Here is a 26375-nt window from a genome sequence, read left to right on the forward strand (position 1 = left end):
CCGCCTGCTGCGCGGGCAGCAGGTGGGCGGGTGAAGCAGCGGGCACGCCCGCCGGCGGGATCAGAAGTCGGCGCGCAGGCCCAGGCTGATGCGGCGGCCCGACGCTTCGTACATGGTCGGGAACGACGGATCCATGGTGTAGCCGCTGGTGATCTCGTTGGTCAGGTTGATGCCCTTGAGGCTGACCTTGATGTTGTCGGTGATCCGGTAGCCGATCGACACGTCCATCTGGCCGTACGCATCGCGCCAGATCGGGTACATGTCGTAGCCGATCGATTCCACGTACTCGTCCTTGTGGTTGTAGGACACGCGGGCGTCGAAACGTTCGTTCTCGTAGTAGGCGGTGAAGTTCCAGGTCTTCTCCGACAGGCCCGGCATCGGGGTGCGGATGCCCAGGTCCGATTCACCGGCCAGCGAGCTGTCCAACACGGTGTAGTTGGCGTTCACGCCGAAGCCTTCCAGCACCGGCGTGAACATGCCCAGCGGCAGCTGTGCGACCAGCTCCACCCCGTCCACCTGGTAGGACCCCTTGGCATTGACCGGCTGGTAGACGTCGAAGTCGAAGATGCCGTTCAGCGTGCCGTTGGCGTTGTACACCGCCACGTCCTCGACCACGCCGGTTAGCGAGTTGATCACCACGCCGTCGATGTTCTTGCGGAAGTAGGACGCGGCGAACAGCGCGCCGTTGTCCAGGTACTTTTCCAGGCCCGCTTCCCACTGCTTGGCATAGGTGGGCTTCAATTCCGGGTTGCCGTCGGTGAAGCGGTACGAGCCCCAGCTGGCGGTGCGCTTGTAGGCGACGTCGGTCAGTGCCGGGCGCATCATGGTCTTTGCGGCCGCCGCACGCAGCAGCAGCCCTTGGGCCAGTTCAGCGGTCATGTTGAAGCTGGGCAGCAGGTCGTCGTAGCTGCCATCCCTGGACACCGGGGTGTCGGTGTAGCCGGTGCTGCCGTCCGGGCGCTGGATCGGGTGGTAGCCGAACGAGGTCACGCTGGTGTCCACGTAACGGGCACCCGCATTGATATTGACCGGGACCTGGCCGATATCGAAGGCGAAGTCGGCCATCGCATACATGCTGGTGACCTTCTCATCGACCTGGTAGAACTGGCCTGCGTCGAAGGGCGTATGGAAGCCGTCGTAGCGGAACGCGCGGCGCGCGTAATCGTTGGAGACCTGCTGCCAGTCCAGGTCCTTGATGGTGTAGTCGCCACCGGGAACGATGTCACCGATCGACTGCAGCGGGCTGTCGGCCAGGGTGCGGGTATTCACCCAGGCGCTGCTGCCGGCGGTCGGTCCGGTGATTTTCAGCTCGCCGTACTGGCGCTGCTTGGAGCGGTCGGTGTAGCGCGCGCCGAACTTCACATCGCGCAGCGCCGGCAGGAAGGCCAGCTCCAGCATGCGGGTCACGTTGACCTGGGCGGCGTACTTGTCGTCGTCCACCTTCTCCAGCGTGGTTTCATAGGCTTCGAACAGATACTTGACCGAGGCGTTGTACATGTCGAAGCTGCCCGGGGTGCTCGGCACGGTCTCGCCGCTGCGCCCGGTCCAGCGGGTGCGCGACGGCGCGTAGGCCACGTGCTTGAGGTTGGAATAGTCGGAGGTCTTTTCGGCGCCGGAGTAGCCGGCCATCGCGTCCACGTACCAGTCCTGGCCCTTCCAGTCGAGCGCAACGCTGTACTGGCTGTAGTCGGTCTCGTTGATCCGCTCCTTGCTCAGCATCTCGTGCTGGGTGGCGGTATAGGAGACGTCGCGCAGCACCACCATGCCGTACTCGGACAGGGTGGTGGCGTCGTAGGCGTGGATCGTATCGAGCGTGCTGCGGCTGGAGGCCGAATAGGCCGCCGCGTCGTACTCGTCTTCGGTCGAATCGTAGCCGCCCAGCATCGCGTCGAAGGTCAGGCTGAAGGTGCTGCTCGGCTTGTACTGCAGCGACGCGGTGGCACCCCACTTGTCCTGTTCGTTGAGGTAGACGCGGTCGCCCACCTTGTCCTGGAACACCACCAGGTTGGTCTCATCGGTGTTGTTGCGGTTGGTGATGTTGACCCCCGCGTCGCGGGCCAGCACCGCCTGCGCCTGCGTGCCACGGGTGCCGGAGGCGCCCAGGAAGCGCGACATCGGGCGGAAATTGATTCCCGAGGTCGAATCGGTGCGGTTGGTGCGCTTGCTCTGCGAGTAGGAGACCAGGCCGCCCCAGTCGCCCCAGGTGTCGGCCGCCAGGAACGCGAAGCGCGGGTCCACTTCCTCGGAAATGCTGTTGTGCGCGCCTTCGGCCGACAGCACCAGCTTGCGGTCCTTGTAGTCGAACGGGCGCGCGGTGCTGATCTTCACCGAGCCGGCGATGCCGCCTTCTTCGTCCGCGGCGGTCGGCGACTTCTGCACGGTGACCTGCTGGATGATCTCCGAGGCGAACATGTCGAATTCGACGTCGCGGCCGCCACTTCCCGACGCGGTGGCGAGGTCGTTGATCGACACATGGGTGTATTCGGACGGCAACCCGCGCACGTTGACCTTGGTTCCCAGGCCCTTGCTGCGTTCGATGGTCACGCCCGGGACGCGCTGCAGGGCTTCGGCCAGGTTCTGTTCGGGAAAGTCGGCCACGTCGGTGGCGACGATCGAATCGGAGAAGCCCACCGTGCTGCGCTTGATGTCCACCGCCTGTTCCAGGCTGCGGCTGTAGCTGCCGCTGACCTGGATGGTTTCCAGGTTCTGCGCGGCCACGCCTGCCGAGGCGTCCGCCGTTGCCGCCGGCAGCGACGCTTCGGCGCGCTCATTGCCGCTGCCCGGCGCGATCCGGGCGCTGGTCGGGACGCCTGCGGCGCTGTCGGACTCGATGGTGACCGTGCTCGCGTTGAGGTAGCGGTAACGCAGCCCGGTGCCAGCGAGCAGCCGGCCCAGCGCGGCCTCGGCCGACAGGCCGGCGGGCACCGCCGGCGTGCGCGGGTTGCCCGCGGCCTGCGCGCTGTAGACGAACTGCAGGCCGGTCTGCCGCGAAAGCGCGTTGAGCGCCTGGTCCAGGGGCTGCGAGGCAATGGCCTCGGCGGCGACACGGGTGGGTTCGGCAGCAGTGGCGGTTGCAGTGACCTGCAGTGCAAGGGCGATCGAAAGGAACAGAGTGCGGCGCATCGTGGGATCCAGTGAGGGAATGGCGGTGGCTTTCCCCAACTACGAGGGCGCAGCGCGCAGGTCGGGCACCGCTATTTCGATGAATTTTTTTTGACAGCGTCCTGCCCTGACACGCGCTGGCGCACGTGGATGCCATCGGCACGCTGCTCTATCGCCAGCGCCGGCTGCTGGTCCAGGAAGGCGCGCAACGAGGCGAGGTCGTCCGCGCGCAGGTTGCCGGTCAGGCGCAGGGCGCCGGCGTCGTCGCTGACCCGCAGGCGCTGCGCGTTGCGCCGGTTGAAACGGTCGGCCACGTCGCGCAGCGGTTCGTCGCGGAACACCACGCGGCCGTGCCACCAGGCGGTCATGCTGGCCGCGTCCTCGTCGCGGATCTGCACGCGCTGGTCCCGGTAATCCACCTGCGCGACCTTGCCTGCCCACAGGTCCGCGAGCAGGCGTCCACGACCACCGTCGCCACGCACCTGCACGCGGCCTTCGCTGACCGCGATGCGGGCCTGCTCGCGCAGCAGCGAGACATCGAAGGTGGTGCCGATGTCGGTGACCTCCAGGCCACCGGCATGTACCGCGAACGGGCGCCGGTCCGGCGCCACCACGAAGCTGGCCTGGCCACGTTCCAGCTCCACCCGCCGACCGAACAGGCTCATCCGCACCGAAAGTTCACTGTCCGCGTCGAGATGGACCACGCTGTCGTCGGCCAGCCGGATCTGTTGCGGGTGGCCATGCGCGGCGACGTAGTGGGTGGTGCGGGGCCACGCCAGCGGCGCGCCGATACCGACCGACAGCAGCAACGCCGCAGCGGCGGCAAGCCCCGGCAGGCGCCGGCGGCGCGGCGCCACCGGTGCCGGCGCTGCGCTGCGCAGCGGCAGCTGCACCACGTTGTCGTCCGCGCGGCGCGGCGCGGGCGCGGCCAGCAATACCGCCAGGTCGTCGGGCATCGCGCGCAGCGCTTCGGCCAGGGCGCCGGCGGTCTCGCTGATGGCAAGGTATTCGCGCAGGTGCTCGGGCGAGACCAGCAGCCAGTCCAGGAAGGCGCGCTGCTGCGCAGCCGATACCTCGCCCTGGCGCTGCAATGCATGCCAATGGGCAGCGGCCTGGGTCAGCGCTGACGGGTGCACGGTCGGCGGGTTCATCGAGCCGCTCCCGCATCGCCCATAGCCCGGCGGCACACCGACAGGCCGCGGACCACGTGCTTCTTGACCATGTGCGAGGACACGCCCAGGCGTTCGGCGATCTGCCTGTAGCTCAGCCCGTCGCGGTATTGCATCACCAGCACCGCCCGGGTGTGTTCGGGCAGCGTGGCCAGCAGCGCCTGCAGGCGCTGGCTGCGTTGCTGGCGTTCGGCTGCGTCTTCCACGCATTCCCCGCTGGCCAGGCCCTGGCCCAGCTGTTCGATGTCGTCGATCGGCAGGGTCGCCCAGCGCCTGCGGCTGGCCTGCTCACGCGCCAGGTTCAGCGCGACCGTGAACAGATACGCCTCGGGGTTGGCGATGGTGTCGCCCGGCCCCGCATGCGCACGCAGCAGACGCAGGTACGTCTCCTGCACCAGGTCTTCGGCGTCCTGTCGCGCCCCCCGGCGCACGAAGAACCCCCGAAGTACCGGCGCATGTTCCTCGAACATCCGCGCCAGCCGCCCTCTTGCCTGCTCGGCCACTGTGCCGCCCCACCCCTGAAGTGCGGCGCAAGGTAAGCGCTGCGTATTACGGGGTGGTGACGGTGCGCTGCGCTTGACAGTCGCCATTGGCAACGCACATGATTGGTTAACGAATTAATTAACTATCCGAATGGACCGCATCTTCGAGGCCTTGGCCTCCACCGCCCGCCGTCAGATCCTGGCCTACCTCAATGGCGGCGAGTTGAGCGCGGGCGAGCTGGGCGAACGCTTCGATTTCAGCAAGCCGGCGCTGTCCAGCCACCTGCGCATCCTTGAAGACGCCGGGCTGATCGAGCGCGAGAAGCGCGGCCAGTTCGTGTACTTCCGCCAGGTGCCCGACCGTTTGGCCAATACCCTGTTTGCCTGGGCCGCCGAAGTGTGTCCCGTCGGCGGCCCGCTGCAGCGCGAAAGCCGTGCCAAGGCGCGGCGCAAGGCCATCCCTGCCTCCTGAGCCCTGCCATACGGAGATCGGCATGCTGGACACCCACCGCGTCAGTCGTTCGTTCCCCAGCATCAGCCTGCCCTCGCACGGGGATGGCAGTCCGGTCGAAGTCGCCCTGATCACCCAGCTCGGTATCGGCGCAGGCGACCAGCTGCTGCGCGACGCCGGCATGCGCCAGGCCGCGCATCCGGCGTTCGTCGATGCACTGGATGAACCATCGGCGCGGCTGGGCGGCATGCACCTGGCCCATGACGATGCGTCTTCGCTGTATTCGTTCTCTGTCGGGCGGCAGGGTCACCCGTTCCACCGGCATGCCGGTCCGCGCATGTTCACCGCCATCGCGGGCAGTGGCGGCGCACAGCTTCGCTTTTCCACCGCGTCCGATACCCAGCTGCGCGAGGACCCGGCGGCATTCCTGCATGCCCTGCGCTGCGTGGATATCCCACCGGACTGCCTGTTCACAGTGCGCTTCGGCAGCGGCACCTGGCACCAGTTCGTGTCACGCCATCCGCGTCACCCTGCCCTGTTCGCACTCTCCTGCCATGCCAACGAGCGCAGCGGCGCATTGACGGATGCGCAACGCGCGCAGATCGACGCGGACAGTGCCGACATTCCGTCCCTGACCGATACCCTGCCGCAGACACTGCAGCGGTTGTTGGACCAGGCCGACCTGTCGCGCGTTCCGGTGGTGAGCCTGTCGCTGCAGTCGCCGGCCCGTTCTGCGTTGGCCGGCCTGTGCGCGCGCATACGCGACCTGGTCGGCCCACTGCGCGCGTGGCTGGCGCGGCTGCGGCCGGCGCAGGGATACATCGGCCGCAGCGCTGCGCGGCATCCGGTGCAGGCGCTGCCTGCCCCGCCGGCGGATTCGCTGCTGCACGGGGCGCTCGCCGACGGCGTCGACCACCAGGACTACAACACGCTGGTGCTGCCCGCGCACAGCGTGGCAAGCCGTTCGGCCAGCGTGGTGCTGGAAGCGGTGCTGGAAGGCTTCGTGCTCAATCCACCGCCCAGCGTGGGCCGTTTGATGGCACTGCGAAATGCACTGGTGGCGCCGCTTCAGCTGCGCACTTCAGCCTTGGGTTGCCCGGTCTCCTCGCTGCTTTCGACCGACCGCAGCACGCTCTTTGCCGGTCGTTTCCCGGTCCATGCACAGTGCGTGGACGCAACCGACCGCAGCGCCGAAGTGCTGCTGGGTGCGGACGACCGCCACCTTCGCTTCCGCTCCTGCGTCCGCGTGCAGCTGCAGGCAGACGGCGCCGCAGTGATTGCACTGGGCACGCGGGTGCGTACCCACAACCGCTTCGGCCGCCTCTACATGGCGGCCATCGACCACGTGCATCGCCGCCACATCAGCCCCGCCATGTTGCGCATGGCCGTAGCCCACGCGCTGGCCCCGGAGCTTGTCCAGGCAACCGTGCCGACCCAGACCGCGTTGGTTGGATAAGCGGCCCGGCGCGGGTGCAGCGGCGGCTGCGGGCAGTCAGTCCCCACTTCCCCCGTCACCGCCCGCGCCGTCGCCAATGCCAGTGTCGCTGCTTTCACCATGGAGGCGCCAACCGCCCGGATCAGCGGTGTGCATGTCGCCGCCATCACTGTGACGGGGAACGTCGGGACCCTGGCCGTCGGACGTGCGTGACATCGCCGCGAACATGACGCACAGCACCGCCCCCACCACCGGCAGCAGCCAGATCACAAGCAGTTGCAGGCGCCGTTGCGACGCTGAGGCGTCTGCCTTGGCCCATACGTAAAGCGAGGCCGCCGTGTTCACCACCAGCAGCCCCGCCACAAGGAACAGAACCAGCATGCGTGCGTCCTCGTTGACTGAAACCGAACGGCCTCGTTGGCGGCGATTATGGGCTATGGCCGGCGGCGCAGCGTCACCAGCGTGATTTCCGAGGGCACGCCCAGGCGCGCGGCGAAGCCCGGCCACAGGCCGGCGCCGTTGCTGACGTACAGGGTCATGCCGTCCACGTCGTAGCGTCCGGAGACGTACCCGCCGTTGGCCCGCTTCACCAGCTGGTCCATGCCGACGATGTGGCCACCGTGGGTGTGCCCGGACAGCTGCAGCTTCACGCCCTGCGCCGCGTTGGCGCGCGCTTCCCCCGGGCGATGGTCGAGCAGGATCACCGGCGCCTCGGGATCGGCGCCCGCCAGTGCTGCCTTCAGGTCCGGCATCGGCAGCCCGTAGCGGGCCGCGACCGGGTCGGTCACGCCGGCAATGGTCAGCACCGCGCCATCGCGCGTGACCCGGGTGTGGCTGTTCTCCAGCACCTGCATGCCCAGCGCGCGGAATGCCGGCATCCACTGCGCATACTGGCCGTAATACTCGTGGTTGCCGGTGATTGCGATCACCCCATCCGGTGCGCGGAGCTGGCCCAGCGCGCGTACATCGTTGGCGCGGGCGGCGACGCTGCCGTCCACCAGGTCGCCGGTGATCACCACCAGGTCCGGCGTGAGTGCGTTGCTTTCGGCCACCACCTTGGCCACCCAGTCACCGGTGAGCAGGCGGCTGGCGTGGATATCGGTGAGCTGCAGCACCCGGTAGCCGTCGAACGCGGCCGGCAGGCCCTCGATGGCGACATCGATCTGGCGGGTCTGCGGCACGGCGATGCCCTGCTGCACGCCAACGACGCCCAGCACCAGCGCGATCACGCCTGCCGCCGGTCGCAACCAACCGCGCCGCAATGCATCGGCTGCGCGCTTCAGGCGCAGTACCCGTGCGCCCAGCAGCAGCGCGTCCAGCACCAGCAGGAACACCGCCACCAGCAGCAGCGCGGTGAAACCGGAAGCCAGCAGGACGATCGCTGCCTTGGGGATCTCCGGCGACGCCATGGTGCCGGCAAACCGGGCCACGATCCGGTGGTGCAGCGCCAGCGCCAGGATCAGCAGGCCCAGCGGGCCGCGCACCGACACCGGCATCTTCAGCGGCCAGATCAGCCGCCACACCACGTACAACGCAAGCACTACTCCAACAACACTCAGCACAGGCTCTTCCAGATTCGGTGGGGGGCTGCACGCGCGCGTGGCGATCGTGCAGCGCACCATCTTTGCCGAAACCGGCGGCAGGCGCTACCGCGGGAACATGGAATGGTGGGTTGCAGGCGCTCAGCGCGCAGTGGTCTTTACGGTATCGCCCTTGGCGGACTTGGCGGACTTGGCGGCCTTGCTGGCCGGCGTCGCTCTGCCCTTGGCCTTGTCGGCGTTGAACGCCGCGGCCGCGCGGATCAATGCCTTCAACGCCGCTTCGTTGACCGTATCGCCTTCATGCAGATCAATCGCGCGCCGCGTCCCGCCGTCCAGGCTGGCGTTGAACAGGCCTTTCGGATCGTCCAGGCGTGCGCCGTGGGCGAAGGTCATCTTCACCGCCGCCTTGTAGGTCTCGCCCGTGCACAGGATGCCGTTGTGCTCCCATACCGGCACGCCACGCCACTTCACCGTTTCCACCACGTCCGGCAGCGCCTTGTGGATGATGCCGCGGACCCGCGCCAGGGTTTCGCCGCGCCAATCGCCAAGCGCGGCGATCTTCGCATCGATCTGCCGGGCGGCATCGGCGGCCACGGCCTGGCCGGCGGCAAGGGGTTTGCTGTGGGTGCTGGGCTTGGGCATGGTCGTGTCCTGGGAGGCAGCGGGCGCTGCGCGTTACATGCGTTCGCCGGGAAGACGGGCGGCCTGTTTGACCCAGCGGGTGAACTGCGCCACGTCCAGTGGCGCGTCCGCGGGCACGTGCAGGTAGCGGGTGTCCTGGCTCTTTGACGGCTCCGGCGGCGGCGGGGCAAGCGCGGCGCCACGGAAGAAGGCCACTTTGATGTAGCGGGCGTAGCAGTGCATGCTGAGGAACCAGCCGTCGTCGCGCGCGGCGTACAGCGGCGAATTCCACTTCACCGCCTTGCGCACCCCGGGCACGGCCGCGACGATGAGCGCGTCCAGCTGCCGGGCCGCCTCGCGCTTGTCCTCGGGTACGCCCGCAATCCAGGCCTGCACGGGGCCATCGCCCTCGCCTTTTGGAATCTGCGGATTGCCGCCGGCCAGCAGGCGCGGCATGGCCGTGGCGGGGGCGGCAGTCTTCTTTCCGGTGGTGGCCATTGCGCATCCGGTTGCGGGTGCCAGAACCGCGTTATAGACCCCGGCGGGGCCGGATTCAACGTTGCGCCGACGCGCTGGGCGACGGCATCCCTCACCTGAACCGCAGGCATCGCGCGCGACGCGGGACTTGCGCCGGGGCCGCTTTCGGCCTTAAATGAGCAATCACTCATTTAACCCTCCCGCCATGGCCCGCCCGCTCAGCGACGCAAAACGCACCGCGATCCTGATTGCCGCCGCCGAACAGGTGGCTGCACGGGGCGTGGGTGCGTCGACGGCGCAGATTGCCAAGGCGGCCAAGGTCGCCGAGGGCACCGTGTTCACCTACTTCGAGACCAAGGACGCGCTGCTCAATGCGCTGTTCGTGCGCCTCGAAGAACGCCTGGCCTTGGCCATCGGCGGCAGTTTCCCGGCCGATGCCGAGGTGCGCGAACAGCTGCTGCATGTGTGGAACGCGCTGCTGGTCTGGGGCGCGCAGTCGCCGGTGGAGCGCATGGCGCTTCGCCAGCTCAAGGTGTCCGAACGCATAACCGAATGCACCCGCACCCAGTGCGCGGGACTGTTCGGCACCATGCTGCAGGACCTGGAAGCGCGCATCGCCGAGCATGCCGACCCCGAACGCGTTTCCTTCTACCTGGGACGGGTGATGATCAGCCTGCTCGAAACCACCCTGGAGGCCATGGCCGCCCAGCCCGAACAACGCCAGATGCTGCAACAGGCAGGCTTCGACCTGTTCTGGAAAGGCCTCCAGCGCTGATGTTGATGTCCCCGATAAATGAGTGCCTGCGCACTCACCCATGAGACGACGCATGCGCATCCTCCCCGTCCTTGTTGTCGGCTTCTCCCTCACCGTAATCATTGGGATGACCCTTACCGTGCCTATTGCCTCCTACGAAAACTCGCCGCAACGCGCCGATGACCAGTTCACCAACGTCGCGCCCAAGCCGCGCGAATCGCTGGGCACCACGCTCAAGCTGTTCTGGGACTTCTTCTTCAACCGGCCGCCCGGCACCACCCCGGACCAGGCCCCGCCGGTGCACGCGCTCAGCGCGCAGGCGCTGGCCGAGGCCCCGGACCGCAGCGTGTACCGCCTGGGCCATTCCACCCTGCTGATCAAGCTGCGCGGTGGCTGGTGGCTGACCGACCCGGTGTTCTCCGAGCGCGCCTCGCCGGTGCAGTGGATGGGGCCCAAGCGTTTCCATGCGCCGCCGATCGCCCTGCGTGACCTGCCGCCGATTCGTGGCGTGCTGCTTTCGCATGACCACTACGACCACCTGGACAAGGCAACCATCAAATACCTGGCGGAGCGGGTGGACGTATTCCTGGCACCGCTGGGGGTCGGCGACCGCCTGATCAACTGGGGCGTGCCGAGCGACCGCGTGCGCCAGCTGGACTGGTGGGACGAGACCGAAGTGGACGGTGTGCGCTTCGCCGCCACCCCGGCGCAGCACTTCTCCGGCCGCGGCCTGCGCGATGGCAACCGCACGCTGTGGGCGTCGTGGGTGATCATGGACGAAGAGCTGCGCGTGTTCTTCAGCGGCGACACCGGCTACTTCAACGGCTTCAAGCGCATCGGCGAGCGCTACGGGCCGTTCGACGTGGCGTTCGTGGAAACCGGCGCGTACGACGCCAAGTGGCCGTTCGTGCACATGCAGCCGGAGCAGACCGTGCAGGCCCACCAGGACCTGCGTGGCCGCTGGCTGGTGCCGATCCACAACGGCACCTTCGACCTGGCCATGCATCGCTGGGAAGAACCGTTCGAGCGGGTCAGCGCGCTGGCGGCGCAGCGCGGCATCGCGCTGTCCACCCCGGTGATGGGCGAACGCCTGGACCTCGCCGCGCCGCATGCCGGCACGCCGTGGTGGCGGGCACTGGCTGCACCGGTGGGCGAGATCGCCAACGGCGCGGCGGCCAGCACGCCCTGACCACGCCGGTTCCGTTCAGCGCCGCGGCGCGCGCAGCGACCGGCTGCGTGGCGCCGCGCGGTACCATGCTGCTGGAATGCCTGCCCTTTCTTCCCCCGCTGCCTACGCGCTGCCGCTGACCGAAACCGCCCTCGGCGCGTTCCTGGCCGCCGGCACCCTGCCTCCCACCGCACTGGAACGCGCCGGGCTGTTCGCCGCCGCGTTGTGCCAGCAGCGTCCGCACCACCCGGCCACGCTGACCCTGCTGATCGATGCGGCCTGCGCGCTGTTCCTGGACCAGCCGGAGGCCGCAGCGGGCCAGTTCGACGCACTGCGCACCGCCCTGCCCGCCCTGCCCGAGGCATGGCTGCACGCACTGGCCGCACAGGGCGTGGTGCTGGGGCCGGAAGCGGTGGTGGTGCGCTACGCCGCCGCATCGCCTGACGCGTATCTGGCCGATGCCTTCCAGGCCGACAGCCAGGTGACGCTGGAAGCGCACACCCTGCGTTTTCCCACCGAGCGCGCACTGGCTGACGACGATGCCGCGTTCGATGACGACTCCGCCGCACCGCGTTACGTCGAACGCACCCATGCCTACACCCCGGAGCAGGCCCGGGCCCTGCGCGCAATCATCGCCAACGATGACGAGCACATCGACCTGGACGCCTATGCCGGCGCCGGCAAGACCCATCTGATCCTGCAGCTGCTGGACAGCGCCGCGCGCCGGTACACCTACATCGCACCACGCGCCGGCCAGGTGCAGGCCTTCCGGCAACGCCTCAGCGCCGCACTGCCGGTGCAGGTCATCTCGCAGATCGCCTTCGCCAACCACGTCGCCGGCGACGCGTTCCGGCGCGGCCTGCTGCGGACGGCATGGCGGCCGGCCTTCCAGATCAGCAAGCTGTCGCTGCGCGACATCGCCGCGCGCATCGAGCTGCAGCCGATCGGCGCGCATGCGCCGGCCAGCGTGCTGCGCATCGCCCTGGAAGGGATCGCGGCATGGTGCCGCTCGACCACCCTGCAGCTGGCGCCGCGCCACTTCGCGCGCGCCGTGCCGTGGGCGATGATCGACAGCAACGCGCTGATGGCGGCGGCCGAGCACGTGTGGCGCAGCATGTTCGACCCGCAGCTGCAGCGCCACGGCCTGCTCAGCGTCAACGTGGACCACATCGGCAAATGGCTGGCCCTGCACCAGGTCAACGTACCGGCCACCTGGGGCACCCTGCTGATCGATGAGGGCCACGACCTCAGCCCGGCCTGGAAGGCGCTGCTGTCCAGCTACGAGGGTGCGGTGATCAGCCTCGGCGACCCCAACCAGCGCCTGGTCGGCCATGCCCCGCGCTTTGCTACCGGAATGACGCTGGAGATCGACCAGTCGGTCCGCCAGGGTCGGCTGGTGGAAACGCTGATCAACGACACCCTGGCGCTGGACATCGGCAGCCGCTTCGAAGCGCCGTTCAGTGGTGCCGCCGACCTGCCCACGCTGCCCGGCACCTACCGCGAGTGGAGCGAGGTACCCACCGACGGTGCGCGTATCTATGGCAGTCCGTGGCGGCTGTTGGAAGAAGCGCAGCGCCTGGCCGCTGCCGGTGCCGCGTTCGCGATCCATCCCGACTCGCTGGCCACGCTGGGCCGCGAGGTCACGCGCGGCGCCGAAGCCTATCGCGAACTCACCGCGCATGGCGGCAGCAGCCAGCGCTGGGAAGACCTGCTGGCCGAATGTGCGGAACAGGGGCTGGCCCGGATCCCGCGCATGTTCATGCGCGGCTACAACCGCGACCGCTTCGTCGAACTGAGCGAACGCCTGCTGCCCTTCCACGGTGCCGCGCTGCCGTTGATGCTGGTCGAACACGCCAAGAATGCCGAGTTCGCCACGGTGGCGATGTCGCGCTGCTGCTTCCGCACCGGCTTCGCGCGCCAGTTCGCGCACAACCCGGTGCGCGCCGCGTATACCGCGATGACCCGCGGCACGCGCCGGTTGTGGCTGCCGGAGGACGCACTGGACGAGCTGAAGGCCAGCATGCAGCGCTACCAGGACCGTCAGATCGAACTACGCCGCAGCAAGGCGGCAGCACCGGGGTGGCAGGCCCGGGTGCGGTCCTGACCGCTCATCGATCCATGCGCAGCCCGCGTCGATGGAAATAGATCTGCTCTGCCGCCCGCCTCACCATTCCCGACTGCAGCATCAGGTCCATCGGCCAATCCAGCTGCAGGTGGTCCATCGCCCAGCGCAGCATGCGCTTGCCGCGGGAATGCGGCACCGCCTGCGCGGCCACCGCTTCCACCGCCGGTCCGCGGCCGCGCAGGTGCAGCCCGACCGCGTCGCCCACCGTCCAGCCCTGCCGCCAGGACGCATGGATGCCGCCGGCCGACAACGGTGAAACGATGCCGGCCGCATCGCCGGTGAGGACCACCCCGGGCGCGGTCAATGCGCCTTTCACCGGGCCGCACGGAATCAATCCGGCTCGTGTGGCACCCGGCTTCAGCGCTGCGGGAAGGCCGATCATGTCGCGCACGTGCGCCAGGAAACCCTCCATGTCCGGCTGCCGCGCGCGTGCCGGGTCGTGCCGCACGGCCAACCCGACCTGCACGCCGGTCGGGTTCTGCGCCGCCCAGCCGATGTAACCCGGGGCGTAGCGGCGGCTGGCGAAGCAATGCAGCGCGCGCCCTTCGGGAAGCCCGGCACCGGCGAATTCCTGCTCCACCCCGTAAAGGAAATCCCGCACGCTGCCGAGGCCGGTGCGCTGCGCCACCCGCGAACACGCCCCGTCCGCGCCCACCAGGTAGCGGGTGCGTCCTGCGCCGGCGACGTCCCACCCGTCGCCGTGGCGATGGGCCTGGGTGAAGGACTGGCCCAGGCGCAGGTCGACGCCATTGGTGCGCAGTTCCCCGGCGAGCCAGCGCAGCACGTTGGGCGTGTCGGTGGTCATGAAGTAATAGCCGGGTGCGGCCAGGCAGACGCTGCGCAGGTTGGGCGCATACAGCCGCACCTGCTCCACGCGCTGCAGCAGTGTGGCGGGAATGCGCCTGAGCCAGGTCTGCTCGACTACTTCCTTGACCAGTATCCCGGTGGTGTGCAGCCGCGCACCCGGATCGTCCTTGCGCTCCAGCACGCACACGCGCAACCCGTACTGGGCGGCCGCCAGCGCGCACGCCGCGCCGGCGAAGCTCGCGCCGACCACGACCAGGTCCCAGTCATGGGGAGATGTGGAATTCATTCTGGAACTACCGCTGCGAAGGAGGCCTGCAGCGTGCAGGCCTCCTGCGGGTCGGCAATGAAGCAGCGGTGAAGCGGGTATGAAGCGGCCTCAGAAGCTGTAGGTCACGCGCGCCAGGCCGGTGTTGGAATCGAAGCCCTGGCCCACTTCCTTCACGTACTGCAACGACAGGCTCAGGTGGTTGGAGCCCAGCAGGTCCGCCCCCACCGCGAACCGCCCCACCGTCCCCGGACCGGCGGTGGTGACATCAAAGCTGTCGCTCTGCGGCTGGTCGGCGAAATGTGCCGTGGTGGTCCAGTCGCGATTATTGCCGAATTCGGCTGCCGCGCTGGCAAACGGTCGCAGGGTCGTTCCGTTGCTGAAGTGCACGCTGTCGCCAAGCTCAACGCCGACCACGCCGATCAGCGCGGTGTCTGTATTGCCTTCCACCGCCAGCCGGAACGGCGAACTGCCGTCTTCAGTGAAGCCCCTGTTCTCCACGCGGATCGCGTGACCTTCCACGTAGGGCCGCACGAAACCGTCCTTGCCCATCGGGACGTTGTAAGCCGCACGCAAGTGCGCACCGGCCTGCCACTGCCTGGGGCTGGCCTTGGCCTGGTCGTCGAATCCGGCAACCGCCACGTCACGGGTGGAACGATAGTTGCCCGACGCCGCGTCCAAGCCGCCGGAAAGCTCAATGCGCCCCGCGTCGTAGAGCAGGCCCACACCGCCCAGCACGGCATCGCCAGTGACCCGGGCAGTCCCGTCCGCGTCGCGCAGGCGGCTGTTCTCATAGGCGATCGAACCGGTCAACGCCAGGTCCGGCGACAGCTGCAGCTGGCCACCGGCCTGCACCGCAGACGCGTCTACCCGGTATCCCAGCGCGTCATTGGTTTCCTTCTGCTCCGCGCCATTGGCCAGTACACGGCCCCAGCCACAGGTATCGGTGCTCTTGCTGGCCACCGGTGCGCTGGAGCAGCCGCCGTACAGGTTCATCGCAAAATCACGGCTGCTGTTGATCCGGTAGGCACCGAACGCACCGAGCGCCTTGCCCGACATCGCCGCCAGGCTGCGGTCGTACTCATCGCCATCGGCAACGCTGCTCAGCCGGGTAAAGCCGGTATCCATCGCCGCGCCGCTGTCGAAGATCGCCTGCAGGTTGTTGCCGACCGCGCGCTTGTTGGCGCCCATGGCGGCGGCCTGCGCGCTGAACATGGCGCTCGGCGTCACCCGCAGGTTCTTTCCGTCCGAATCGAACTGGTAATTGAACAGGTGTGCATCCGGTACTGCCGACAGCGTGGTGTCCAGCTGCAGCGAGCCGGTCGCGCTGGCCAAGGTGACAGTGTTACGGCGCATCACGGTGGGCCGCACGTCCACCTGGCCGGCGATGGTGGCATTCCCGTCGACCGTCAACGGCGTGGCTGCCTTGCCGGAAAAATCGGTGGCCACCACGATCCGGCCACCGGCGTTGTTGAGGAGGTTGCCCTGCACCGCCAACGGCGTGGCACGGATATCCATCACGCCGTTATTGGTCATTCCGCACTGTCCCACGGTCACGTTGTCACCGGCGTGGAAGGTGCCGTTGTTGCTGAAGCAGCCGGTGCCGCCCCCATTGGTGAGCAGCACGTCGCCGCCGAGGGTGCCGTTGTTGATTACCCGGGTGTCGCCGGCCGTGCTGTACACGGCCACCGCATTGACCTGCGAGCCATACGTGTACAGCGTGCCGTTGTTGGTGACGGTGTTCACCACCGGGTTGCCGTTGCTGTCATTCCTGCCGGTGCCGCCGTGGTCGATGTAGATGCCGGCAGAACCGCCATTGGGCGAGGTTGCCACCGACTGCTGCCCGGCGGTGACCTTGCCGGTCGACGCAATGGTGATGGTGATCGGCGCGTTGGAGCTGCTGTCGCCCATACTCTGCGCGATGATGCCGGCCGAACCCGGCCCGGTGGCCGAGACCGAGCCGTCAATGGTCGCGGTGATCGCCGCACCGGTGCCGCTGCCGCCGGCGCTGCCCATGTAGATGGCGTTGTCGGTGATCACCCGGCCGCCGCCACCGCCGAGCGACTGCAGCAGCATGGCCGGCGCGTTGCTGCCGGTGGTGGCGATGGAGGCGCCCGCGTTGACCGTGGCGTTGATCACCCCACCGTTGCCGTTCGCATCACGGCTGCCACTGAAGTACTGCGGCGCCGCGGCCAGGCTGGTCTGCCCGGCGACGCCGCCGGCCACGCCACCGCCGCCACCGATGGATTGCGCAAGCACGCCCACCGCGTTCGCGCCTGCGGTGGAGATCGCGTCGCCCACGGTCACCGACAGGCCGCTGTTGCCGCTGGTCGGGCTGTTGGTGCCGTCGTTGTTGACGCTGCCGGTGGTCTTGCCGGAGCCGAAGAAGTCGGCCACGGTGCTGCCGCTGACCTTGCCGCCCAGCTGCAGGCCGCCACCGCCGCTGATCGACTGCGCGAGGATGCCGTAGCTGTTGTCGCCCTTGGTGGTGATGGTGCCGCCGCTGGCGGTGGTCACGTTGACCAGGCCGCTGCCACCGGATGCTTCGCCGCTGCTGCCGCCGAACTTGAACATCACGTCATAGTTGCCACCCTTGGCGCTGGCGCTGCCACCGGCACCTTCCAGGTCGCTGGCAAGTGTCTTGGCAATACCACCGCCGCCGGTGATCGACTGCGCGATGATGCCGCTGGAGTCGTGGGCGGCGGTGGAGATCGCGCCGCTGCTGGTTACCTGTGCCTGGCCTGAATCAAAACTGCTGCCACCGTTGCCGCCCACCGACAGCGAGATCGACTTGAACGCGCCGTCATTGGCATCGTCGTCTCCGGCATTCTTGCTGCTCGACTTCACCGACGACGCCGACACACCGCCGACGCCACCACCGCCGGCGATGGATTCGGCCACGATACCCGCGGCCAGCGCGCCCTTGGTGTAGATCGCACCGGTATTGGTCACGCTCACCTGGCCACCATAGCCCCCGCCGCCCCCGCTACCGCCGACCGACAGGTTGCCGCTGTAGTCGTTGGTTGAGGCGGTACTTGCCGCACCGCCCTTGCCACCGCCGCCGCCGACGGCCTGGGCCAGGATCGCATCGGCGTGGTTGCCCAAGGTGGCGACCTCGCCGTCGTTCTGCACCGCCACCCGTCCGGCCGAACCGCCGCTGCCGCCGGATGCGCCCAGCGCGACCGACAGCTGGATGCTGGTGGACTGGTTGTCGTCCTCGGTCTCGCCCTTGGATTCGGCTGCATCGTTGAGGTCGTCATCCAGGTCGCCATCACCCAGAACAGCCGCCTTTGCCGCCACTTGCGACGTGTCGGCAAGCAGGCTGCTGGTGAAAGCCACCGCGTTGTTCAAGCCCAGGTAGTCGTTCAGTGCCGCGCTGCCGTTGGCATCGTACGCGGTGGTCAGCGCGCCGGTCGCGGCCGCCGCATTGCCGCCCCTGTTGCCGCCGGCACCGTCGGACTTGCTGCTGGCGATGTTGGAACCGGCCTTGCCACCGATGCCACCGCCGCCACCGATCGACTGCGCGACGATGGCGTTGGCGTCGGCACCGAACGTCACCACGGTCGAGGTGGCGTCGTTGTGCACCGACACGCCGTCGACTTCATTGCCATTGCCATCGATGTGGTAGGTGTCGCCGCCCTTGCCGCCGTTGGCGCCCATCGTGACCGTGGCCACATACTCACCCTTGGCCGAACCGGCCGCGCCGCCGCCGGCGCCACCGCCGCCGCCAATCGACTGCGCACCGATGCCGAACGCGCCGTCGCCCAAGGTGATGATCGAACCGCCGATGTTGTTGGCCGTTGCAGCATAGCCATCACCCCCCGCGCCGCCGGTACCGCCCATCGTCAGCGTGGTGGCGATCTTGGTTTCGCCGCCACTGGCCGACGCCTGGCCATCGCCGGTGCCGCCGGCACCGCCGCCGCCACCCACTGACTGCACCAGCAGGCCCGCGGCCGATTCACCGGTGGTCAGCACCAGACCGTTGTTGGTGATCGTGGCCGCGCCGCCATCACCGGCCGTGCCACCCTTGCCCCCCAGTGCCATGGAGGCACTGATGTCGAACTCACCGCCAGTGGCCGTCGATGCGGAAGACGAGTCGCCACCGGCGCCACCACCGCCGCCGATCGACTGCGCCAGCACCCCCACGGCGCCCTGGCCGCCGGTGGTGACCAGCCCGGTGTTGGTGGCACCGAGCAGTCCACCGCTGCCGGCCTGGCCGCCCGAGCCACCGAGCGATGCGCTCAACGAAATGCTCACGTCCTCGGCCGCATATACCTGCGACTTGGCCGTGGACGCACCGCCGGCGCCACCGCCACCGCCGATCGACTGCGCCAGGATGCCGTAGCTGTCCGAACCGTCGGTGCTGATGCGGCCGCCATTCTGCGCGGTAGTGCCCGTGCAGCCGTCGCCACAGGCATTGCCGCCCAGGCCACCGCTGCCACCCACCGCCATCGACGCCCCGAAGCCTGCCGACTTCGACTTGCTGTAGGCCGAGCCGCCCTGCCCGCCGCCGCCGCCGATGGACTGCGCAAGCAGCCCCGGGGAGTGCACGCCATGGGTCAGCACGGTGCTGCCCGCCTGGCTGGTCAGCGACGCACTGAACCCGTCGCCACCGCCGCCGGCCGAGCCGCCCACCACGTACTGCAGCCCGACGCTGTCGCCGCTGGCGTCGCCACCCTTGCCGCCACCGCCGCCGATGGACTGTACCGCCAGACCGTCCGAGCCGAACCCGAAGGTCTCCACTTTTGACTGCAGCGCCACGGTGGCGGTATTGCCGTTCACGCCGTTGGCGCCTTCGCCGCCGATCGCGAACACGCCCTTGGACACCCCGCCCGAACCGCCGCCGCCGCCGATCGACTGCGCGAGCACGCCGGGCGAGCCTTCGTACAGGGTCGGGTCGACCTGCAGGCCGGTGCGAACCACCAGGCCGCTGCCGCTCACCGACACCGTACCGGCATTGCCGCCGTCGGAACCGGAACCGCCATTGGGACCGATGACGAACTCGGACGGCGTCCCGCCGTCGCCACCATTGCCACCGAGCGACTGCACCAGCACGCCCGGCGAGTACGTGCCATTGGACGCGATCTCGCCGCCGGCGCCCGCGCTGCCGTCGATGATCAGGCTGGCATTGCCGCCATTGCCGCCGGGACCGGCATTGCCGCCGGAACCGCCGGAGCTGTTGCCCTGCCCACCGGCGCCGCCCTGCGACAGCACATGCAGGGCGGCGTCGTTGTCGGCCCCTGCCACCATGATCACGTTGGAGCCCACCGTGGTCGTAACGGTATTGCCGTTGCCAGCAAGGCCGCCACTGCCGCCCTGCGAGCCATCGACATCTGCGGCGGAACCGCCGTTGCCGCCGTTACCGCCCACGCTCTGCACCAGCACGCCGGTAGTGCCGACGAAGCCGTTGTTTGGGTTGTTGCTGGTATTGGTGAAGGTGGCCGTGACCGTGCCGGCATTGCCGCCGATCCCGTCGGTCGCGTCGGCGCCCTGGGAATTCAGCCCGGAGCCGTAGTCGCGGCCGCGTCCACCGGCGCCGCCCTGGCTGGACACCAGCACGCTGCGGTTTCGCGAGGTGGTATAGCCGTCGAGCGTGGCGTTGATGCTGCCACCGGCGCCGCCCACGGCGGAGGTGCCGTCTTCGCCGCTCATGTTGCCCTTACCCGCCGCGCCGCCTTCACCGCCCAGCGAGATCAACGTGATGCCACTGATGCCATTGACGGTATCGTCCGACTCGGCCGTGACCTGGGGACCCACCGAAACGGTGAGGTCGCCGCCGCTGTTGCCGGCACCGCCGTTGCCGCCGACCTTGTCGAAGCCACCGGCGGTGGCGTCCGAACCCTGCGCGCCTGCACCGCCGACGCTGACCGCGTTGATCGGCGAGGATGCGACCAGCAGGTGGCCTTTGCTGTCGTACTGCGAGTAATCGTAGAGCGTGGGGTTGTTGGCCACGACCAGATTGATGTTCGCCGCCGGGCCGCCCGGTCCGCCGGTATAGCCGTTCTTGTCGTCGAAGACCGGGTCCGAGCCCGAGCTTGCCGCTGGCGTGCCCGGCGCACCGGAGGTATTGAGGTAGCACGAGATCCTGCCGTTGGCGCTGTACAGCTGGCAGCCGTCGGCAAGCGCGACCCCGGGGGCCGCAAAGGTCGCCATGCCGGTGGCGGCAAGCGCATTCATCAGGGCCAGGGAAAGCGTGCCGCGGGTGGGACGGAAGGTTCGGTGCAGGTGCATGACAGGGCTCCGGGAAGGGGTGAGCAGAGCCTAGGCATCGCTGCAGCACGCCTCTTGACCTGGATCATGTCGGGGCCTCGGCAGGGATTCCGGATGGAATGGGTTCAGCTTCATCGCATCGCAGCCACGTCACGGCTGCGATGCTGCTGGCCTGATAGCATCGAACACGCACGCATGCTGTCCGGCCCACTTCCACGAGGACTTGAACGATGCGCAACGGTGCCGCCCTGCTGGTTGAAGCGCTCGAGAACGAGGGCGTTGATAGAATCTTCGGCGTGCCCGGCGAAGAGAACCTGGATTTCCTGGAAGCCCTGCGGACCTCGCGGATCGAACTGGTGTTGACCCGGCATGAGCAGGCGGCGGCGTTCATGGCCGCCACCCACGGTCGCCTGACCGGCCGGCCGGGTGTGTGCCTGGCCACGCTGGGTCCCGGTGCACTGAATTTCTCCACCGGCGCGGCGTATGCCCACCTGGGCGCCATGCCGATGATCCTCATCACCGGCCAGAAGGCGGTGATGAGCGCACGCCAGGCGCGCTTCCAGATCGTCGACATCGTCGCGTCGATGAAGCCACTGACCAAGATGACCCGCCAGATCGTCAGTCCCGCCGCGATTCCGGCGCTCGTCCGCGACGCCTTCCGCGTGGCCATGGAAGAGCGGCCCGGCCCGGTGCACCTGGAACTTCCCGAAGACATCGCCGGCGAAGAGGTCGAGGCACTCGCGCCCATCCCGGTGCATCCGCTGGAACGGCCGCTCGCCCACCCTGCCGCGCTCGAGCGCGCGGCCGCTGCTATCCAGGCCGCCTCGCGCCCACTGGTGATGATCGGTGCGGCGTGCAGCCGCCCGCAGCTGGCCGACGCACTGTCCGACTTCATCTCGCGCACGCGGCTGCCGTTCTTCAACACGCAGATGGGCAAGGGCGCGGTGACCGGGGGGTCCAATCTCTACATGGGTACCGCCGCGCTCTCCGAAGGCGATTACGTGCATGAGGCCGTGGCACGTGCCGACCTGATCGTCGCCATTGGTCACGACACGGTCGAGAAACCGCCGTTCCTGATGAAGGACGCCGGCGGTCCCAAGGTCATCCATGTAAGTTTCCAGTCCGCCACGGTCGAACAGGTCTACCACCCCGACATCGAGGTGATCGGCGACATCGGCAGCTCGGTGCAGGCGCTGGCCGGGCGACTGGAAGGCCAGCTGGCGGGCGATGACGGCATGATCGCGCTGCGCCAGAAGATCCTGGCGCGGATCAATGATCGCGCCGAGGAACAGCGCTTCCCGGTCACCCCGCAGCGGCTGGTCCACGACGTGCGCGAGGTGATGCCCGACGACGGCATCGTCTGCCTCGACAACGGCATGTACAAGATCTGGTTTGCCCGCAACTACCGCACCCACGTCGCCAACACGCTGCTGCTGGACAATGCGCTGGCGACGATGGGCGCGGGCCTGCCGTCGGCGATGATGGCGGCGATGCTGTACCCGCAGCGCCGGGTCATGGCGGTGTGCGGCGACGGCGGCTTCATGATGAACTCGCAGGAACTGGAAACCGCCGTGCGGCTCGGGCTGGACCTGGTGGTGGTGATCCTCAACGACAACGCCTACGGCATGATCCGCTGGAAGCAGGCGGTGGATGGCTTCGAGGATTTCGGCATGCGCTTTGGCAACCCGGATTTCGTCCGCTACGCCGAAGCCTATGGCGCGAAGGGGTCGCGGGTGACCGCGGTCGACGATCTGGTTCCCACGCTCGAGGCCGCCTTCGCCGGTGGCGGCGTCCATCTGGTCGATGTGCCCATCGACTACTCCGAAAATACCCGCGTCCTGGTCGACGAGCTGCGCAACCGCACGCCCGACGTGGAGTGCGGCTGAGCCCTTTCTGCAACGAGGAAACCCCATCATGCTGCACATCGTCCAGGCGTTCGATCGCGCGCCCATCGCGGAGCTGCAGAGCGACGATGCCGCCGCGCTGGAGCGCAAGCTGCAGGCGGCCGCGTCCGTGTTCAAGGACCGCAACGGCTGGCTGCCGCCGCACCAGCGGATGACCATCCTGCGCCGCCTGGCCGCGTTGATGGAAAGCCGCCGCGAGCATCTTGCCCTGCAGATCGCGCGCGAAGGCGGCAAGCCGCTGCCCGACGCCATCGTGGAAACCACGCGCGCCATCGATGGCGTGCACAATGCCGCCGACGAGCTGCGCAACTTCGCCGGCCGTGAAATTCCGATGGGTCTTTCGGCTGCCGCAGAGAACCGCTGGGCGTTCACCACGCGCGAGCCGATCGGGATCGTGGCTGCGATCTCCGCGTTCAACCATCCGTTGAACCTGATCGTGCACCAGGTCGCCCCGGCCATTGCGGTGGGCTGCCCGGTGATCATCAAGCCGGCCAGCGCCACGCCCCTGTCGTGCCTGGAATTCGTGGCGATGGCGCACGAAGCGGGCCTGCCCGAACCGTGGTGCCAGGCGTTCCTTCCGGAGGGCAACGAACTGGCCGAGGCGCTGGCGACCGACCCGCGCGTCGCGTTCCTGAGTTTCATCGGCTCGGCCCGGGTCGGCTGGTCGCTGCACGCCAAGCTGGCCCATGGCGCACGCTCCGCGCTGGAGCACGGCGGCGTGGCACCGGCCATCGTCGACCGCAGTGCCGACCTGGACAAGATCATCGAACCGCTGGTCAAAGGCGGGTACTACCATGCCGGCCAGGTGTGCGTTTCGACCCAGCGCATCTTCGTCCACAGCGCGATCGTCGATGACCTCACCGAACGGCTGGTCGCGCGCGTCCGCACGCTGCGCACCGCCGATCCCACGCTCAAGGACACCGAAGTGGGTCCGCTGATCCAGCCGCGCGAAGTCGACCGGGTGGCGGAATGGGTGGACGAGGCGGTCGCCGGCGGGGCCAGGCTGGCCATCGGCGGCGAGCGCATCTCCGGGACCACTTATCAACCCACGGTGCTGGTCGAACCGGCCGCCGATGCGCGCATCTCCACCCAGGAAGTGTTCGGACCGGTGGTCGCGGTGTACGGCTACGCCGACCTCGACGAGGCCATCGCACGGGCGAACGCCCTGCCCACGGCGTTCCAGGCCAGCATCTTCGCCCAGGACATCGACATCGCCCTGCGCGCGGCCAACCGCCTCGACGCCTCCGCGGTCATGATCAACGACCCCACCGCGTTCCGCACTGACTGGATGCCCTTCGCCGGGCGCAGGGAATCGGGCTACGGCACAGGCGGCATTCCGTACACCATGCGTGACATGACCCAGGAAAAGATGATCCTGATGCGCCGCCTCTGAGAATGGCGGCGGGAAGCGTGCAACGGCAGTAGAAGTACGTAGCAAGGACTGGTGTATTTTCGGAGGCCGGTCCCGCGCCGCCTGCCTACCCTCTTGGTTCCAGGACGAACGAGAGGGCGATGCGATGAAGGTCAGGACGGAACTGCCGGGTACGCCCGAGATTCTTCCGCAGCCGGATTTCCACTTCCGCGGCGAAGTTGGACGCACCTACCAGGATTCGGACCCGGCCCAGTTCCCGCAGCCGGTGCAACCGCCCAAGGGCGCACCCAACGTGGTGCTGATCCTGCTCGATGACGTGGGCTTCGGCCAGTTCAGTACCTTTGGCGGGGGCGTTCCCTCCCCCACCATGGACCGTCTGGCCGCCGAGGGGCTGCGCTACAACCACTTCCACACCACTGCGCTGTGCAGCCCGACCCGCGCGGCGCTGATCACCGGTCGCAACCACCATTCGGCGTCCTTCGCCGGCATCACCGAACTGGCCACCGGCTACGACGGCTATTGCTGCGTACTGCCGCGCAGCTGTGGCACGGTCGGTGAGGTACTGCGGCAGAACGGCTACATGACCGCGTGGATCGGCAAGAACCACAACACGCCGACTTGGGAATTGAGCGCCGCCGGACCCTACGACCGCTGGGCGAATGGCCTGGGCTTCGACTATTTCTACGGGTTCAACGCCGGCGACATGAACCACTGGAACCCACTGTTGTTCGAGAACCGCGATCTGGTGCCCGCCTCGGACGATCCCGAGTATCACCTCACCGAAGACCTTGCCGACAAGGCCATCGCCTGGGTGCGCAAGGTCAAGAGCATAGCGCCGGACAAGCCGTATTTCCTGTACGTCGCGCCTGGTGCGACGCATGCGCCGCACCAGGCACCGCAGTCATGGATCGACCAGTTCAAGGGCAGGTTCGATCACGGATGGGACGCCTACCGCGAGCAGACGCTGGCACGCCAGAAGAAGCTCGGCGTGGTGCCCGACGACACCGACCTGACCGAGCGCTCGCGCGGCCTGCCGGCATGGGACAGCCTGGAACCGGACCAGCGGCGCCTGTACGCGCGCATGATGGAAGTGTTTGCTGCCTACGGCGCGCAGGTTGATGCCGCGATGGGCCGGGTGATCGATGCGGTCAAGGCGCTGCCGGATGCGGACAACACCCTCATCATCTACATCGCCGGCGACAATGGCTCCAGCGCCGAAGGCGGGCTGGAAGGCTCGCTCAACGAGAACCTGTTCTTCAACGGCTTCCCGGAAAAGTGGGAAGACAACCTCAGGGTCATCGACGAACTGGGTGGGCCGAAACACTTCAACCACTTCCCGTCGTCGTGGGCGCATGCGATGAACACGCCTTTCCAGTGGACCAAGCAGGTCGCCAGCCACTTCGGCGGCACGCGCAACCCGATGATCATCAGCTGGCCAGCGCAGATCACGGACAAAGGGGGGCTGCGCGAGCAGTTCCTGCATGTCATCGACATCGTACCCACGCTGTATGAAGTCTGTGGCATCACCGCACCACGCGAGCTCAACGGGGTGCAGCAGAAGGACATCGAAGGCGTGAGCTTCGCCTTCAGCTTCGACCAGGCCGACGCGGAGAGCCGGCGGCGCACCCAGTACTTCGAACTGGGCTGCAACCGCGGCCTGTACCACGACGGCTGGATGGCCTCCGCCCCCAGCTTCGCGCCCTGGGAGCCCAACCGTGCCGACGACTGGACGCCGGACAAGCAGGTCTGGGAGCTGTACAAGCTGGACGAGGATTTCTCGCAGGCGCATGACCTGGCCCAACAGAACCCGGAAAAGCTGCGCCAGCTGCAGGACCTTTGGTGGGCCGAGGCCTCCAAGTACAGCGTGCTGCCGCTGGACTGGCGCGGCACCATCCGCATGAATGCCGAAGCGATGGGGCGGCCCAGCCTGGTCGGTGACCGCACCAAGGCCACGTATTACCCGGGCATGCTGGCGCTGCCCGACGCGGCGTGCCTGCCGATGCTCAACAAGTCATGGACGATCACCGCCCAGATCGAGCTGCCCAACGACACCGCCGAGGGCATGATCATCACCCACGGTGGTTCCGAAGGCGGCTACGGCCTGTACCTCAAGGCCGGGCGCCCGACCTTCGTCTACAACTACCTGGGCGTGGAGCGGCCGAGCTTTTCCGGCGATACACCGCTTGGCAAAGGCAAGGCCACCCTCGGCGTGAGATTCGACTACGACGGGGGCGGCATGGGCAAGGGCGGTACGGTGACCCTCACCGTCAACGGCGATACCGTGGCCAGTGGCCGGCTGGAGCGCACCGTGCCGATCCAGTTCTCCATCACCGAGGGACTGGACGTGGGCATGGACAACGGCTCGGCGGTGGACTGGACCTACCGGCTGCCGTTCCACTTCACCGGCAGGATCGAGGAAGTGACCGTGGAAGTGTTTGCGGAGAAGCGGGGGTAGCCAGCGGCGGTCCGCACTGACCGTCGCAAGGCGCGCC

17 protein-coding genes are annotated in these 26375 nt (G+C 68.2%); 8 read left to right on the forward strand and 9 right to left on the reverse strand.

The window, feature by feature from the left end; genetic code table 11:
* Nucleotides 1–60: 60 nt before the first annotated feature.
* From FSZ13_RS05135 to FSZ13_RS05145, 3 genes are all read right to left on the reverse strand, one after another.
* Nucleotides 61–3123, reverse strand: coding sequence for a TonB-dependent receptor (locus FSZ13_RS05135; RefSeq protein WP_186308837.1), 3063 nt, complete (start codon nt 3121–3123; stop codon nt 61–63).
* Between the two features lie 71 nt (nt 3124–3194).
* Entirely contained in the window at nt 3195–4253 is a 1059-nt protein-coding gene (locus FSZ13_RS05140) for a FecR family protein (RefSeq protein ID WP_145478306.1), read from the reverse strand.
* Nucleotides 4250–4741 (reverse strand): RNA polymerase sigma factor, encoded by a 492-nt coding sequence (locus FSZ13_RS05145; RefSeq protein ID WP_145478307.1) that lies wholly within the window; start codon nt 4739–4741, stop codon nt 4250–4252. Before FSZ13_RS05145 ends, FSZ13_RS05140 begins: the two co-directional genes overlap by 4 nt.
* Before the next feature lie 163 nt (nt 4742–4904).
* Here FSZ13_RS05145 and FSZ13_RS05150 point away from each other — a divergent pair, with 163 nt between their 5' ends.
* Together FSZ13_RS05150 and FSZ13_RS05155 are read left to right on the forward strand one after the other, a co-directional pair.
* Entirely contained in the window at nt 4905–5225 is a 321-nt protein-coding gene (locus tag FSZ13_RS05150) for a metalloregulator ArsR/SmtB family transcription factor (RefSeq protein ID WP_145478308.1), read from the forward strand.
* 22 nt (nt 5226–5247) lie between these two features.
* Nucleotides 5248–6660, forward strand: a complete 1413-nt coding sequence (locus tag FSZ13_RS05155) for a DUF2867 domain-containing protein (protein ID WP_145478309.1) — start codon at nt 5248–5250, stop codon at nt 6658–6660.
* A gap of 36 nt (nt 6661–6696) precedes the next feature.
* Here the strand turns inward: FSZ13_RS05155 and FSZ13_RS05160 are convergent, their stop codons facing one another.
* From FSZ13_RS05160 to FSZ13_RS05175, 4 genes are all read right to left on the reverse strand, one after another.
* Complete coding sequence (locus tag FSZ13_RS05160) at nt 6697–7020, reverse strand: hypothetical protein (protein WP_145478310.1); 324 nt, start codon at nt 7018–7020, stop codon at nt 6697–6699.
* Nucleotides 7021–7073: 53 nt separating this feature from the next.
* Complete coding sequence (locus tag FSZ13_RS05165) at nt 7074–8201, reverse strand: metallophosphoesterase (protein ID WP_260844085.1); 1128 nt, start codon at nt 8199–8201, stop codon at nt 7074–7076.
* A gap of 120 nt (nt 8202–8321) precedes the next feature.
* Nucleotides 8322–8822, reverse strand: coding sequence for a DUF1801 domain-containing protein (locus tag FSZ13_RS05170; RefSeq protein ID WP_145478311.1), 501 nt, complete (start codon nt 8820–8822; stop codon nt 8322–8324).
* A 33-nt stretch (nt 8823–8855) separates the two neighbouring features.
* Entirely contained in the window at nt 8856–9299 is a 444-nt protein-coding gene (locus FSZ13_RS05175) for a DUF1801 domain-containing protein (protein WP_145478312.1), read from the reverse strand.
* Between the two features lie 184 nt (nt 9300–9483).
* Here FSZ13_RS05175 and FSZ13_RS05180 point away from each other — a divergent pair, with 184 nt between their 5' ends.
* The 3 genes from FSZ13_RS05180 (at nt 9484) to FSZ13_RS05190 (ending at nt 13304) form a co-directional block, all read left to right on the forward strand.
* Nucleotides 9484–10053, forward strand: a complete 570-nt coding sequence (locus FSZ13_RS05180) for a TetR/AcrR family transcriptional regulator (RefSeq protein ID WP_145478313.1) — start codon at nt 9484–9486, stop codon at nt 10051–10053.
* Nucleotides 10054–10105: 52 nt separating this feature from the next.
* The gene (locus FSZ13_RS05185) at nt 10106–11221 is read left to right on the forward strand and encodes an MBL fold metallo-hydrolase (RefSeq protein ID WP_145478314.1); all 1116 of its coding nucleotides are present in this window, start codon (nt 10106–10108) and stop codon (nt 11219–11221) included.
* 76 nt (nt 11222–11297) lie between these two features.
* Nucleotides 11298–13304, forward strand: coding sequence for a hypothetical protein (locus FSZ13_RS05190; RefSeq protein WP_145478315.1), 2007 nt, complete (start codon nt 11298–11300; stop codon nt 13302–13304).
* A gap of 4 nt (nt 13305–13308) precedes the next feature.
* Here FSZ13_RS05190 and FSZ13_RS05195 read toward each other — a convergent pair whose 3' ends face one another.
* Both FSZ13_RS05195 and FSZ13_RS05200 read right to left on the reverse strand, forming a co-directional pair.
* Nucleotides 13309–14418, reverse strand: a complete 1110-nt coding sequence (locus tag FSZ13_RS05195) for an NAD(P)/FAD-dependent oxidoreductase (protein WP_145478316.1) — start codon at nt 14416–14418, stop codon at nt 13309–13311.
* 90 nt (nt 14419–14508) lie between these two features.
* A complete protein-coding gene (locus tag FSZ13_RS05200) occupies nt 14509–20628 on the reverse strand; it encodes an autotransporter outer membrane beta-barrel domain-containing protein (RefSeq protein WP_145478317.1) in 6120 nt (2039 codons plus the stop codon).
* Nucleotides 20629–20837: 209 nt separating this feature from the next.
* Here FSZ13_RS05200 and FSZ13_RS05205 point away from each other — a divergent pair, with 209 nt between their 5' ends.
* The 3 genes from FSZ13_RS05205 (at nt 20838) to FSZ13_RS05215 (ending at nt 26338) form a co-directional block, all read left to right on the forward strand.
* Nucleotides 20838–22493, forward strand: a complete 1656-nt coding sequence (locus FSZ13_RS05205; RefSeq protein WP_145478318.1) for an acetolactate synthase large subunit — start codon at nt 20838–20840, stop codon at nt 22491–22493.
* A 28-nt stretch (nt 22494–22521) separates the two neighbouring features.
* Nucleotides 22522–23904: an aldehyde dehydrogenase family protein gene (locus FSZ13_RS05210; protein WP_145478319.1), complete on the forward strand. Its 1383-nt coding sequence runs from the start codon at nt 22522–22524 to the stop codon at nt 23902–23904.
* A 124-nt stretch (nt 23905–24028) separates the two neighbouring features.
* Entirely contained in the window at nt 24029–26338 is a 2310-nt protein-coding gene (locus FSZ13_RS05215) for an arylsulfatase (protein ID WP_145478320.1), read from the forward strand.
* The last annotated feature ends 37 nt before the right edge of the window (nt 26339–26375 follow it).

It is taken from the genome of Stenotrophomonas rhizophila (genome assembly GCF_007667275.1).
Lineage (GTDB): Bacteria > Pseudomonadota > Gammaproteobacteria > Xanthomonadales > Xanthomonadaceae > Stenotrophomonas > Stenotrophomonas maltophilia_AE.

Excerpts from the sequence above, each read along its gene's own strand:
- FSZ13_RS05135 (WP_186308837.1), bottom strand. The coding sequence starts at position 3,123 with ATGCGCCGCACTCTGTTCCTTTCGATCGCCCTTGCACTGCAGGTCACT.
- FSZ13_RS05140 (WP_145478306.1), bottom strand. The coding sequence starts at position 4,253 with ATGAACCCGCCGACCGTGCACCCGTCAGCGCTGACCCAGGCCGCTGCC.
- FSZ13_RS05145 (WP_145478307.1), bottom strand. The coding sequence starts at position 4,741 with ATGTTCGAGGAACATGCGCCGGTACTTCGGGGGTTCTTCGTGCGCCGG.
- FSZ13_RS05150 (WP_145478308.1), top strand. The coding sequence starts at position 4,905 with ATGGACCGCATCTTCGAGGCCTTGGCCTCCACCGCCCGCCGTCAGATC.
- FSZ13_RS05155 (WP_145478309.1), top strand. The coding sequence starts at position 5,248 with ATGCTGGACACCCACCGCGTCAGTCGTTCGTTCCCCAGCATCAGCCTG.
- FSZ13_RS05160 (WP_145478310.1), bottom strand. The coding sequence starts at position 7,020 with ATGCTGGTTCTGTTCCTTGTGGCGGGGCTGCTGGTGGTGAACACGGCG.
- FSZ13_RS05170 (WP_145478311.1), bottom strand. The coding sequence starts at position 8,822 with ATGCCCAAGCCCAGCACCCACAGCAAACCCCTTGCCGCCGGCCAGGCC.
- FSZ13_RS05175 (WP_145478312.1), bottom strand. The coding sequence starts at position 9,299 with ATGGCCACCACCGGAAAGAAGACTGCCGCCCCCGCCACGGCCATGCCG.
- FSZ13_RS05180 (WP_145478313.1), top strand. The coding sequence starts at position 9,484 with ATGGCCCGCCCGCTCAGCGACGCAAAACGCACCGCGATCCTGATTGCC.
- FSZ13_RS05185 (WP_145478314.1), top strand. The coding sequence starts at position 10,106 with ATGCGCATCCTCCCCGTCCTTGTTGTCGGCTTCTCCCTCACCGTAATC.
- FSZ13_RS05190 (WP_145478315.1), top strand. The coding sequence starts at position 11,298 with ATGCCTGCCCTTTCTTCCCCCGCTGCCTACGCGCTGCCGCTGACCGAA.
- FSZ13_RS05195 (WP_145478316.1), bottom strand. The coding sequence starts at position 14,418 with ATGAATTCCACATCTCCCCATGACTGGGACCTGGTCGTGGTCGGCGCG.
- FSZ13_RS05200 (WP_145478317.1), bottom strand. The coding sequence starts at position 20,628 with ATGCACCTGCACCGAACCTTCCGTCCCACCCGCGGCACGCTTTCCCTG.
- FSZ13_RS05205 (WP_145478318.1), top strand. The coding sequence starts at position 20,838 with ATGCGCAACGGTGCCGCCCTGCTGGTTGAAGCGCTCGAGAACGAGGGC.
- FSZ13_RS05210 (WP_145478319.1), top strand. The coding sequence starts at position 22,522 with ATGCTGCACATCGTCCAGGCGTTCGATCGCGCGCCCATCGCGGAGCTG.
- FSZ13_RS05215 (WP_145478320.1), top strand. The coding sequence starts at position 24,029 with ATGAAGGTCAGGACGGAACTGCCGGGTACGCCCGAGATTCTTCCGCAG.